This is a genomic window from Dinoroseobacter sp. S76 (assembly GCF_049801095.1).
In the GTDB taxonomy this organism is placed as follows: domain Bacteria; phylum Pseudomonadota; class Alphaproteobacteria; order Rhodobacterales; family Rhodobacteraceae; genus Dinoroseobacter.
In genome coordinates, this window is sequence record NZ_JBNAGH010000010.1 from 1 (window position 1) to 11,721 (window position 11,721).

11 protein-coding genes and 1 pseudogene are annotated in these 11,721 nt (G+C 61.5%); 3 read left to right on the forward strand and 9 right to left on the reverse strand.

Features of this window, described 5'->3' with window-relative positions; all coding sequences use genetic code 11:
• A pseudogene (locus ACP153_RS19440) lies at positions 1-614 on the reverse strand (transposase); the annotation flags it as partial.
• A gap of 41 nt (positions 615-655) precedes the next feature.
• Positions 656-1,384 carry a winged helix-turn-helix domain-containing protein gene (locus ACP153_RS19445; protein ID WP_424972675.1) on the reverse strand — a complete coding sequence of 243 codons (729 nt, stop codon included), beginning with the start codon at positions 1,382-1,384 and terminating at the stop codon, positions 656-658.
• A gap of 1,365 nt (positions 1,385-2,749) precedes the next feature.
• On the opposite strand from ACP153_RS19445, the gene ACP153_RS19450 reads away from it, so the two are divergent.
• Complete coding sequence (locus tag ACP153_RS19450; protein ID WP_424972676.1) at positions 2,750-3,292, forward strand: RNA polymerase sigma factor; 543 nt, start codon at positions 2,750-2,752, stop codon at positions 3,290-3,292.
• On the opposite strand, the gene ACP153_RS19455 is transcribed toward ACP153_RS19450, so the two are convergent.
• Positions 3,289-3,852 carry a hypothetical protein gene (locus ACP153_RS19455; protein WP_424972677.1) on the reverse strand — a complete coding sequence of 188 codons (564 nt, stop codon included), beginning with the start codon at positions 3,850-3,852 and terminating at the stop codon, positions 3,289-3,291. The genes ACP153_RS19450 and ACP153_RS19455 overlap by 4 nt on opposite strands.
• A 142-nt stretch (positions 3,853-3,994) precedes the next feature.
• Between ACP153_RS19455 and ACP153_RS19460 the strand changes: the two genes are divergently transcribed.
• Positions 3,995-5,155: a S8 family serine peptidase gene (locus ACP153_RS19460; protein WP_424972678.1), complete on the forward strand. Its 1,161-nt coding sequence runs from the start codon at positions 3,995-3,997 to the stop codon at positions 5,153-5,155.
• Positions 5,156-5,232: 77 nt separating this feature from the next.
• Here ACP153_RS19460 and ACP153_RS19465 read toward each other — a convergent pair whose 3' ends face one another.
• The 3 genes from ACP153_RS19465 to ACP153_RS19475 all read right to left on the reverse strand — a co-directional run bounded on the left by ACP153_RS19465 (position 5,233) and on the right by ACP153_RS19475 (position 8,118).
• Positions 5,233-6,840: a calcium-binding protein gene (locus ACP153_RS19465; protein WP_424972679.1), complete on the reverse strand. Its 1,608-nt coding sequence runs from the start codon at positions 6,838-6,840 to the stop codon at positions 5,233-5,235.
• 562 nt (positions 6,841-7,402) lie between these two features.
• A complete protein-coding gene (locus ACP153_RS19470; protein WP_424972680.1) occupies positions 7,403-7,774 on the reverse strand; it encodes a Lin0512 family protein in 372 nt (123 codons plus the stop codon).
• On the reverse strand, positions 7,771-8,118 hold the full coding sequence (locus ACP153_RS19475; protein WP_424972681.1) for a Lin0512 family protein: 348 nt from the start codon (positions 8,116-8,118) through the stop codon (positions 7,771-7,773). Before ACP153_RS19475 ends, ACP153_RS19470 begins: the two co-directional genes overlap by 4 nt.
• Positions 8,119-8,266: 148 nt before the next feature.
• Between ACP153_RS19475 and ACP153_RS19480 the strand changes: the two genes are divergently transcribed.
• A complete protein-coding gene (locus ACP153_RS19480) occupies positions 8,267-9,757 on the forward strand; it encodes a hypothetical protein (protein ID WP_424972682.1) in 1,491 nt (496 codons plus the stop codon).
• Positions 9,758-9,821: 64 nt separating this feature from the next.
• On the opposite strand, the gene cynS is transcribed toward ACP153_RS19480, so the two are convergent.
• Genes cynS through ACP153_RS19495 form a run of 3 tightly spaced genes read right to left on the reverse strand, consistent with a single transcriptional unit; the run spans position 9,822 to position 11,719 of the window.
• Positions 9,822-10,292 (reverse strand): cyanase, encoded by a 471-nt coding sequence (gene cynS / locus ACP153_RS19485; RefSeq protein ID WP_424972683.1) that lies wholly within the window; start codon positions 10,290-10,292, stop codon positions 9,822-9,824.
• A gap of 30 nt (positions 10,293-10,322) precedes the next feature.
• Positions 10,323-10,802 carry a DUF1348 family protein gene (locus ACP153_RS19490; protein WP_424972684.1) on the reverse strand — a complete coding sequence of 160 codons (480 nt, stop codon included), beginning with the start codon at positions 10,800-10,802 and terminating at the stop codon, positions 10,323-10,325.
• Positions 10,803-10,804: 2 nt separating this feature from the next.
• Complete coding sequence (locus ACP153_RS19495) at positions 10,805-11,719, reverse strand: ABC transporter ATP-binding protein (RefSeq protein WP_424972685.1); 915 nt, start codon at positions 11,717-11,719, stop codon at positions 10,805-10,807.
• Between the last annotated feature and the right edge of the window lie 2 nt (positions 11,720-11,721).

The window sequence follows — 11,721 nt, forward strand, 5'->3', positions numbered from 1 at the left end:
GCGATAGCTCCGTTTCCTTCAGCGCAAGATCCACAACCTTGCGCTTCACGTCAGAGGGCACCCGATTCCAGACGTGATTGGGCTTGGGAGATTGATCCGCCAGCCCAGCCTCACCGCGCTGCAGTATCGGTCATACCAACGGTAGAACGTGGTGCGAGGGATACCCAGCTTAGCCAGTGTTCGACGCGCCGACAGATGGCTTTCTTCCACCAGCCGAATGATCTCCAGCTTCTCTGATGCGGCATACCTCATTCGTGGTCGCCCCCATCCCCGAGCATGCTTTTTTTGAGAAGACGCAGCTCAAGCGTCTGTTCAGCGACCACTTCCTTGAGGTCCTTTGCCTCGCGGCGCAGTTCTTTGACCTCATCACTGTTCGCAGCCCGCGCTGTGTCCCCGGCCAAACGCTTCTTCCCGGCCTCCATGAAGTCCTTGGACCATTTGTAATACAGGCCCTGGGATATGCCTTCGCGACGGCATAGCTCCGCGATACTGTCCTCGCCGCGCAGACCATCCAGCACGATCCGGATCTTCTCTTCGCTCGAATACTGCTTGCGCGTGGCGCGCTTGATGTCTTTGACGATCTTCTCGCCAGGGCTCTTCGTTGTCTTTCTCATCGTCCACTCCTCGGTGGTTACGATGAGCAACAAACTCTCTCTTAGCAAATGACCCTGTTTGGACCCATAGGCACTGACGTCAGACAGGCCTCAGCACGACCTATATGAGGCGTGAGACAGGTGACGATGGCGCGGGCGACGTGCGCCTGTGTGTCAAAGTAGTCGACGAGGTCGCGATCAAAGGTTTCCGCCCAGACATGCCCCCCATCCGCGGCGTCGATCAACTGCGCGGTTACGCGCACGCGGCCCGGACGCGCCCGAACGCTGCCTTCGACGAGGTGCCGGACACCGAGGTCGGCCGCGACCGCGCGGAGATCTCGCGGCGTCTCGCGGTACACAAAGGCTGAGTTGCGCGCCACGACGAACAGATCCCGAAAACGGGAGAGCTCGGTCGTGATGTCCTTGACAAAGCCATTGGCGAGCCATTCGAGATCGGGAACTCCGCCGAGCGTGTCAAAAGGCAGGATCGCGACCGACGGCCTGTCGGGCAAATCAAGCGCCGCAATGCCTGGCTGAGTATCCAACGCAAAACGCAGTCCACGCCCGGCGACGGTGACGATCGCATCCGCCCCGAGCAGGCGACGCAGGTTGCCAATTTGCACATTGAGGTTATTGTCGCCCACGACGGTTTTTGGCCAAACGGCATCCATCAGTTCATCCCGAGACACGATCCTGTCTCGGTGGGACACAAGTACTTCCAAGACGTCGAAAGCGCGCGCCGAGGCGCACGACCTCGCCGTCGCGACGCAACTTTCGGGTGCGGCTGTCAAAAACGAAGTTTGCGAAACGGAATTGGTCTACGTGCCGAGTAGTAGAAGCCTAAGTGATTGTCGGAGCGTACTGGACCCGAGCCGTACATCCCAGACCCCGCGCGCTCCCCAGAACAGGCGTAGGTCTTTGATCCGGGTCACGCTTCACCCGCGAGAGTAATCAACGCGCGGTTGGTTGCGTTAGCTGCGTGTCCCATTGCAACAGCGAAGGGCTCATAGCGGGCTTCAATGCCTGAGTTCGAAACGCAGCGTGCATTCCATGAGTGTGTTCACCAGCGGCGATGCCGCGCTGCGTTCGAGGCACGCTTTGGAGCTCGCACCCAACGAGTGCTGCCACTTCGGAGCCGGTGTTCTACTGCGATAACCATTTTCTCAGCGTGCCGTTAATAGGTCAGGGCGTCAGCTGAAACTATGGAAGCAGCTTACCTCATGCGGCTCCTATTGGTGTCAAAATCCGCTCTGCTTCTGCTCTCTCACAATGTGTCATTCGTGACCGGCAGCGCGATGATCGCAGATGGTGGAAACGCCAAACGCAAAATGTAGGCCAAGAGGAGCGGGCATTGGCGGCGTGCCTTTCAGTGTTCTCATTCCGGTCACAACACAGCCTGGTTCAAGTAGGTGCAGTGAGCGGAGGCTTTGAGCGCGCCAACGCAGGATGTGGGTTGTCAGTAAAGGGAAATGGGGACCTCAGTTGAAATACCTCGACTGGATGTTGGCGCATTGCAAACCCGAAATCAAAGGCGGCATTCTGACGATCCCGGCTCGAGCTGGTGGGTCTTCGAAACGCACGAGGGGTAGTTTTCAGAAGCAAGAGAAAAGGAAATGCGTCGCACCTGCCATCTCTATGAAGCCCAGACAGATCCCTTCATCACGCCAGGGCACATCAGCAAGCTCCAAAATGAATGGAAGTATGGTGACGGTCTGGTTGGCGCCAGCGATCAGCAGGCAGAAGTTGGTCCCCTTCCATCGAGCCGAAGCGGGGCGCAAGGATCTCCCCGTGTGATGGATCCGAGGTAATGCGGGTGGATAAGCTCGAACTGGCCGAGGAGTATGATCTCGTAACGGGGTCTTGCAGTCGTTTCATGCGCGCAGCCAAACGGGTCGATCAGAGCAGCGGCCGTCGGGAAGGCTTTCGAACGTCGCTTTGGCGAAAGCCGTCTTCTCCTATTGCTGAAACTCGAAAGAAGCTGACCGAAGACAGCTTCGGTGCACTCGCTGTTCAACTTGATTTCGCCGTCGGCTACCGGCGCAGACAAACGAACCAGCCACTCCCAGTGCAAACTCTGCAACGTCCCGTTGAACCCGGTTGTGTCGGATGCCAGTGTTGGTTCGACGGGTACTGCGTTGGCAAGCGCGTGAGGGGTCTTGGACGATTTCGAGCTCATACAGCGGATCGGGCGCGGTGATACCCGGGCGATGCGCGTTCTTTACGAGAGGCATAACGGAGCGGTCTATGCCTTTGCGATGTCGCGCGCCAAGAATGCCGAGCTGGCCTCGGACTGTGTTCATGACACGATGATGGAGGTCTGGCGCAATGCCAGCAGGTTCGGGGAGCGGTCTTCGGTGCGGACCTGGCTGTTCGCCATCGCGCGCAACAAGCTTGTCGATGCTCTGCGAAAACGGGGGCGTATATCTTATGTCGAGGACGTGCCCGAAACCGAGGATCCTGCCCCCAGCCCCGAGGCGGCGGCCATCGCGGCGGCAGAGCGCGCGCGGCTTCAACACTGTCTCGGGGGGCTGTCCGGACCGCACGCCGCGGCGATCCGGCTCGCGTTTTTCGAGGAGCTCACCTACCCGGAGGTCGCCGAGATCGAAGGCGTGCCCGTCGGCACGATCAAAACGCGGATTTTCCATGCCAAGCAGGCGCTGATGCGGTGCCTGGAAAAGGGGCTGCGGAAAGCGCGCTAGTCCGCGATCAGCTCCACAAGATCGGGCCGCGCGGCGAGGGCCTCCCGCGCGGCAGCAGCAGCCTCGGCATCCGGGAAGGACAAACGCAAGAGCCCAAGCGCTGTGGGCCCATCGGCAATCGTGCCGCCGAGGGGCATGAGCGCCTCGGAAATTTCGGCCAGTGTCGCTGTTTCGGCAAAGCGGACCTGGAACCCGGCCTCCGTTTGCGCGTCGCTGGCGGTGCGGAAACCGCCCTCGCCTTGGGTGATGCGCGGGCCGAGCGTGACCTGCCAGACGCCGATGGCCAGCACGGCCACCGCAGCGTAGCGCAGCGCCTGCGCCCAGGGACGGCGGTTCTCGTTGGCTGGCGCCGGGGTCTCAATCTCAGCTGCGATCCGATCCCAAACGGCTTCGGCCTCGGAATGTTCCGGCCCGTCGGCCAGCTCTGCCTGCACTTTCCGCAACAACTCGACCTCGGCCGCGAGGGCGGCGTCGCGCGTCATCTCAGCCTCGAAGGCGGATTGCGCCTCGGGGGGCATCCGGTCCTGCAGGTAGTCGAGAATGTCCTGTTCGCGATCCACGGTATTCCGCTCGTTTTCTGGCCGTTACAATTGGTTGTCGCACAAAGCGGGCAGAAGGTTCAAAACTATTGTGAACGAGGGGGCATTGACCAAGGATTTGCGTTGTGTCCCCCGCTTCTTGGGCGAGCAGCAGGAGAGTGCCATGCCAGTTCAATTGTCTCGGGTCGCGCGGTTCTCCCTGCTTGTCGTGGCTCTTTTGCTTGCGGGATGCGCCGCGTTGCAGGATGCAGCAACACCTCGGGACGCGCAGGACCTCGTGACGCCTCGGCAGGTGATCGCGCTCTTGCCCGATGCGCCGGGTGTGGCTCTGATGCGCGCCGAGACCGAGGCGGAGGGCTATCGTGAGGTCGGCGTCACGCGGCTTGCCGGGCTGGGCCTGACGATGATGACCTACCGTATACCTGACGGGACTACCGGCGATGAGGCGATTGCTTCGCTGGAGGCCGCGGTGCCGTCCTCGGTGGTTGGTCTGAACCACGCCTATCGCCCGCAACAGGCCGGGGCGGTGCAGGGGCTCGACTATGCCGATGGGCTGATGGGCTGGGCCGTGGGGGCGTGCCGGGCGCAGATGGCTATTGGTATGATCGACACCGCTATCGATCCGACGACGCCGACCCTCGCCGGAGTGCAGATCGAGACGCGGCAATTCTTCGACGGCCCGTCGGCGGATCCGCGCCACGGAACGGACGTTGCTTCCATCCTCGCCGACCCGGCGCGGCTGCGCGATGTGACGCTCTACAGCGCGAATGTCTTTGGTGCGCCGGGCACCGGGGATCTGGTCACAGGCGCAGAGGCGCTGGTTCGTGCGCTCGACTGGTTGGCAGCGGAGGATGTGCGGCTGGTCAACCTCGCCCTGGCCGGGCCTTACAACAAGCTTCTGGATCTTGCAGTGGCCCGGGCGAGCGCGCGCGGGCTGATCCTGGTGGCGGCGGTGGGCAATGACGGCCCGGCTGTGGACCCGATGTACCCGGCGGGCTTCGACGATGTGATTGCGGTAACGGCCGTGGATGCGGCCCAGCGGGTGTATCGGAACGCGGTGCGTGGGCCCCATGTGGACGTGGCCGCCCCGGGGGTGGATGTCCGGATCGGCGAGGGTGACAGCATGAGGTTTGTCACCGGCACCTCGATCGCGACCCCGTTCGTGACGGCCCGGCTGGCTGCCGATCCAGACGTGGTGACAGCCCAAAGCGCGGGCGAGGTGCGCGCCCTGCTGGCCCGCACCAGTGCCGAGTTGGGCAGATCGGGCCGCGATCCGACCTTCGGTTTCGGATTGGCCCGGGCCGACGGGGTCTGCGGAGGCTGATCCTCAACGAAAGCGGATCCTTCAAGCAAAACCCCGCCAGGCCAGGCCGGCGGGGTCAGAGTTGCTCCGGGGCGCGCTCAGGCGATCAGGAACATGTCGGCGGAGAAATCGGCAACCTCGACATTCTCAAAAGTGATGAGCTTGTTGTTCAGGGCCAGTTCCACGTCGTCGCCCGCCTGAGTGAGGCTCGCCAGGAGGTTGGCCTCGGTCACATCCGGGTCATTGGTCGCAAAGGCCAGCTGGTCGATGCCGATCTCGAAATCCAGGATCACGTCGGTCCCAACGTCCTCCTGGAAGAAGAGGAACGTGTCCGCGCCCGCACCCCCGCGCATGGTGTCGTCACCCGACCCGCCGCGGATCACATTGTCCGCGTCATTCCCGGTCAGGATGTCATTGCTGTCCGTGCCGGTGACGTTCTCGAAATTGATGGCGACCCCGTCCGGGCCAGGGCCATTGTCAATCTCGATCACTCCGGTGGCGAGGTTCACGCTGACCGGGCCGGAGGCGGCACCAAGATCGAGCGTGTCGACACCCGCACCGCCGTCGAGATCAAGCGTGATCGCGTTCAACACATCGCCCTCGAGCACCGCAGTGTCGTCGCCGCCGCCGAAATTGGTCTCGAGCGTTTCAGTATTGCGAATGTCGAGCTGAAAGAGCCCGTTCACCGACTGATCGTTGACCTCGACACGGGCGAATTGCACGCCCTCCGCGGTGGTCGCAAAGGTGGCCACGTCCTTGTTCTGCAGGTCCGTATTCACGAGGTCGGTGTCGAAATTGACCTGTACCCGGTCCTCATCCGCGCCGCCATCGAACAGGTCCGAGCCGTCTCCGTTGTTCCAGATGATCGTGTCATCACCGGCGCCGCCTAGGACCGTGTCGCTGCCCTTGTTGCCGATCAGGGTGTCGTCGCCATTGCCGCCCGTGATCAGGTCGTCGCCATTCCCGCCGGAGATCACATTATCCGCGTCATTGCCGATGATCTGGTCGCCGCCCTCGGTGCCGATGACGTTCTCGAACCCGATCGCCTTCGAACTCTCAACAGCAGGTTCGAGGTCTTCAACGCCATCTGTAAAGAACGCGTTGCTGACAAGAGTTCCGCTGTCGAGATTGACCGAGATGTTGCTGGTGATCCCGCTGAAATCGAGCGTGTCGATGCCGGCGCCACCATCGAGCTGCAGCCGGATCGCGTTGAGCACCCCGTCGCCGATGATCGCGGTGTCATTGCCACCGCCGAAATTCGTTTCCTGCACCTCGGTTTCGCGGATATCGAGCTGGAACAGCCCCCGCTCGGTCTGGCCGTTCACCTCGATCCGGGCGAACTGGATCCCCTCATCGGTGACCGAAAAGGCCGCCACATCGTCATTCTGCAGATCGGTATTCACAAGGTCGGTGTCAAAATTCACCTGCTGGCGGTCCACGCCGTCGCCACCATGCATCAGGTCCGAACCATCGCCGTTGTTCCAAACCAGCAGGTCGTCGCCCGCGCCACCGAACATCCGGTCATTGCCGGTATTGCCGATCACGATGTCGGCGCCGAAGCCGCCAAAGAGGCTGTCCGCCTCCGCGCCGCCAGAGATCTTGTCATCGCCGAAAAGCCCGAAAGCAATATCTTTGCCATCGGATCCGGTGATGTGATCGCCTTTGAAAAAGCCGAAAATAAGCTGGAAAAGTGTAAGATCAGACATTGGGGTCTCCATTCTGGGTTCGTCCTCAACACATTCGTGCCGACCTTTCAGAGGCGCTGTTTTGCGCATGGCGCCGGCCAAGTGTGCGGTGGTCGCGAGAGGGCGCGGAATGGTTCAAAAGTTTTTCGAGATTATTTTGGGTGGGCGCGTGCAGGGCCAGTTTCGACACCCAGGTCGCGTCAGTCCTGGGGCGGGCAAAAGCGCTGCGAAGAGCCCCGTCTGCAGATGAACGCCTTCCCGCCAAAGCAGCCTTCCGAAACCATGTGGCGAGAGAGCGACGTCAGGGGATTGAGGTCTATGTAACGCGGGTTGATGTGCCAAACCGCGCGCGGTCTGCCTTGTCTCCGCGCGGGTCAGAGCCCCTAGCCTTGACTGCCGCGCTCACCGAACGTGCGCGTCCTTTTGTCAGACGCGCGCATTGCGGTCCGCGCTCCATGAGATCGATGGTTGCGTGCTTCGGCCATTTGCCGATGGAAGCCGAACTATAAGTCGGATGCGTTTCGCGCCGCACAGCATTGTGTGCGCTATAAACGATCGGACCCGGGCGTTTGGGCGGCTCCCCTCAGTCTGCCTTTCGTTGCAGAACCCATCCGTCTTGCGGTGGCAAGAATGCCTCCACCGCCGCACTTGCGATCACGATCACACCGCCCGTGTCTGGGTTCGGGACGTTCAGCCCCCCCAAGACGGCGCGGACCGTGACCCGCCCCCGCGGCAGCTTCGTTGCCAGGGCCGCGCAGTCCACGGCCTCGGGTTCCTGAACGCCCACGGTCACCTGAACACGCATCTGGTCATGGGACAGCCCCACAGCCTCGAAGATCGGGAGAGAGGAATGGCGGATGGCATCCTCGATCGCCCGAGCGGCGGCTTTGGTATAGTCCTGCCCGTACTGGTCGTTGCCCGTACCCATCTCGATGATGAAACGCTGCTCACTCATTGCGCGCGCTCCATGTCAAAGCTGACCGACAGGGCCACATTGGCGATGATCGTCGGATTGCCCGAGCCCTCGGGGCGCGGGATGTCGAGCCCGCCCTTGGTGATGTGGAACTCTGTCTGGCCATAGGGGAAGACCGTTTCCAGCTCGGCAATCTCTACGGCGCCGGGGTTCTGCACCCCCACATCGACGCGGATCTGCATATCGGTTTTCTCGAAGCCGAAAAGCTCCGCCAGGTTGATGGAGTTGTGCCACAGGGCGTCCTTGATGCCGCGCTTCACGGCCTCCGTATAGTCGCCGCGACGCAGGGAGGTCCCAACTCCGAACTCGGTAATCAGTCTTGGCATCAGTCAGCGCGTCCCTTGCTGCAAGATGGTTAGTGAATGGCCACGCGTTTGACACGACATGCTCCGGCGCGTTGAGCCTAGCGGCTTCGAGGCAAAGCGCAATCGCGGCGCCAAAGGTCCGGTGTGATCGACAGTGGGGCGCTGCCCCGTGGCGGATATCGGGAAAAGAGGCAGGGCCTCGATCCAGCCCCGGGAGTTTTTTCGATTTTTCTTTGAACCCTTCGTCGCGCCCAAACGACCTTTGAGCGATCCGGCCTGCTGGCCGATCCAGAAACACCAACGCGCAAAGGCAATGGACATGGCAAAGACATCGAATGATTTGATCGAAGGTGGCGGCGGGTTTGGCGACCCGGTTACGCCATTCACTTCGGGCCGACCCTTCAAACAGAGTGCGCCGGTCGCATCGCCCCCCGGCCCAACGGGCTCACAGCGGTTTGCGGCCGCGATCGAGCAGGCCCGGCACAGCATGTCGCTGGCACCCTGGATGCAATACAGCGCCAATCCAGAGCAGGAAGAGGCTGCTGCCGAACGGCAACTCAAGCACCAAATCGCAGCCGCGCTGGACCAGGGATTTGTCCTGCACGATCCCTGTTTTCCCGAGTTCAGTCGGCTGGATAAACACAATCAGTTCGGTCTTGTTAACCCGGACAACCTCTATTTCCTGGCGAGCATCGACACGCCCGGGACCTATGTGATCCACGGCAAACGTGGGACCAGCGCCGATCTGCAGATCCAAGTGGGCGCCGGCGAACCGGGCTTTGAGGTGGACCTGACGAGCCCGATCCCGGTCAGTGAACTGGACCTGAGCGCCTTGTCGGTCAAGCGGAACGGTGAGTTCACCATCATCATCAGCGACACCAAGCCCTGCGACCTGAAGCGGGGGGAGAACTGGCTTTGCAACACCAAAAAGGACTTGCGGGCGAACAGTATCCTGATCCGGGAAAGCCTGATGGATTGGGACACGGAAACGGGCGGGACATGGCGGATTGAACGCGTCGACACCATCGGCCAGCCCAATCCGCTGCCGACCCCTGCGCTGGTGAACCAGCAATATGACCGGGCGGCGAACTATCTGACGGGCTCGACGAAAGGTTGGATAAAGTTCGTCGAGCAACTCAGGGTCAATCTACCCGCCAACCATATCAGCCCGCCGCGAGAAACCGGGCAAGGCTTGCCGGGGCAGTATAACTCCGCCGGTCATTTCCGGATGAGCCCCGACACGGCAGTCCTCATCACGGTGGAGGAATCCGACGCGCGGTATCAGGGTATCCAACTCGGTGATCTCTGGTTCAACGCCCTCGATTTTCGCCGTCGGCAAACGAGCCTTACGACGAAACAGGCGTATCAAAGTGAGGATGGCAAATACCGCTTTGTAATCAGTGCAAAGGACCCCGGATTTGAAAACTGGCTGGACCCCGCCGGTGCCTCCACAGCGTTTGTCTTCATGCGCTGGCAGGGCATTCCGCACGCCCCGGGAGAAGAGCCGAAGGCACCCAACGCGCCTGAACGGCAGGTTTTGACGCTTGATCAGTTGGCAGAAAGGCTGAAAGGCGAACCCGATTTCACGCCAGAGCAACGCAAAGCGCAGCTTGCCGCTCGGCATGCGAGTGCCTTGAGGATCCCACGAGGGTTCTCGTAAATCGAGGGACTTCCTGCACGCACAATCAGGCCCATTGGGATGGGCCTGATTGGCCGCGATTCTATTACCAGGAGTTGTAGGACAGGAACTTGCCCGACATTTCGACTTTCACGCGGTCCCCTTTGGGGTGCTCGACCTTGGTGATCTGCATGTCGAAATCGATGGCGGACATGATGCCAGTGCCGAACTTCTCTTCTATCAGGGCTTTGATGGTCGGACCGTAAACACCCACGATCTCATAGAGGCGGTAGATGCACGGGTCGGTCGGGACCGCTTGTTCCCAGACCTTGGTGGGCGGCTCTTCCAGAACGCCAACGGCTTCTTGCGGCAGCCCCATCAGGGACACGATCGCCTCCGCCTTGTCTTTGGGCCAGCCGTTCATGCCCATGCAGGCCGAGTGGGTCCAGACAGGCGACATGTCGATCTTTTCCGCGATCTCTTCCCAGGTCAGGCCGGCCGTTTTCTTGGCCGACAGGATCATCATGGTCACGTCTTCTTTCGTCATCATGGCGGGCACCTCGAACGTATCTTTCATGGGGGTCTCCTCGGTAATGTGTTCCGGGCCTTACAGGCCCAATTCGGTCAGCCCAGGGTGGTCGAGCGGGCGCGGGCCCTGTGGCCAGTGGAATTTGCGATCCGCTTCGGCGATGGGCACGTCGTTGATCGAGGCATGGCGTTGGGCCATGTAGCCTTTCTCGTCGAACTGCCAGTTCTCGTTGCCATGGGCGCGGAACCAGTTGCCCTCCTCATCGTGCCATTCATAGCAGAAGCGCACGGCGATCCGGTTTCCCTCATGGGCCCAGATCTCCTTGATCAGGCGGTAGCCGTTCTCCGTCTCCCATTTGCGGGTCAGGAAGGCGCGCACCTCCTCGCGTCCGTTCAGGAACTCGGAGCGATTGCGCCATTTCGTGTCCGCCGTATAGGCCATGGACACCTTCTCGGGGTCGCGCCGGTTCCAAGCGTCTTCGGCCATCCGGACCTTCTGCACCGCTTCTTCAAAGGTGAAGGGCGGGACCGGGGGGCGGATCGGGTCTTCTATCGTCATTCTCAGTCTCCAACAGCGCGCAGCGCAGGGGCAGGCACAGGGTCAGGGTCGTCCACTTGGGCGGGGTCGGTTTTGTCGATATGGACCGTCTCGGGGCGCTGATCCTCCGAATTGCTCTCCTGGCCTGCCAGCTCCTTGGAGCGTTGACCGAGGAACTGCACGAGGTGATTGCGGATCGCGTAGTAGTTCGGATGCTCAACGATCTCGGTCCGGTTCCGGGGGCGCGGGATCGTGATCTCGACGGATTCCGCGACCCGCGCGAGGGGGCCATTGGTCATGAGCAGGATCCGGTCCGCGAGCAGGATCGCCTCGTCGATGTCATGGGTGATCATGAAGACCGTTTGCTCGGTCTGGCTCCAGACCTTGATAAGCTCTTCCTGGATTGTCCCCCGGGTGAGCGCGTCCAGCGCGCCAAAGGGTTCGTCCAGCAACAGCAGCTTGGGCTGGTTCGCGAAGGCCCGGGCGATGGACACCCGCTGGCGCATCCCGCCGGATAGTTGCGAAGGTTTGCGGTGGACCACATCGCCCTCCAGCCCGACCTGGGCGAGGTATTTACGGGCGTGTTCCTCCACCTGCGCTTTGGACCAGTCTTTGTACCGGGCCTCCACGCCGAAGGTCACGTTCTTCAGGGCCGAGAGCCAGGGCAGGAGCGAGTAGTTCTGAAACACAACGCCCCGATCCAAGGAAGGCCCGGACACCTCGAACCCGTCCATCTTGACCACGCCCGAGGTGGGTTCGGCCAGCCCGGCCAGAATGTTCATGATCGTGGATTTGCCGCAGCCTGAATGGCCCAGGATGCACACGAACTCTCCCTTCTCGACGCCGAAGGTCGCGTTCTCGAAGACAGTGAGTGTGCCGCCAGCCCCATCCGGGAAACGCTGGGTCAGACGCTCGATCGAAAGAAACGGTTTCGCCATAT

Bases quoted from the DNA above. Each gene is read 5' to 3' on its own strand.
- ACP153_RS19460 (WP_424972678.1), top strand. From the start codon at position 3,995: ATGCCAGTTCAATTGTCTCGGGTCGCGCGGTTCTCCCTGCTTGTCGTG.
- ACP153_RS19465 (WP_424972679.1), bottom strand. From the start codon at position 6,840: ATGTCTGATCTTACACTTTTCCAGCTTATTTTCGGCTTTTTCAAAGGC.
- ACP153_RS19470 (WP_424972680.1), bottom strand. From the start codon at position 7,774: ATGAGTGAGCAGCGTTTCATCATCGAGATGGGTACGGGCAACGACCAG.
- ACP153_RS19475 (WP_424972681.1), bottom strand. From the start codon at position 8,118: ATGCCAAGACTGATTACCGAGTTCGGAGTTGGGACCTCCCTGCGTCGC.
- cynS (WP_424972683.1), bottom strand. From the start codon at position 10,292: ATGAAAGATACGTTCGAGGTGCCCGCCATGATGACGAAAGAAGACGTG.
- ACP153_RS19490 (WP_424972684.1), bottom strand. From the start codon at position 10,802: ATGACGATAGAAGACCCGATCCGCCCCCCGGTCCCGCCCTTCACCTTT.
- ACP153_RS19495 (WP_424972685.1), bottom strand. From the start codon at position 11,719: ATGGCGAAACCGTTTCTTTCGATCGAGCGTCTGACCCAGCGTTTCCCG.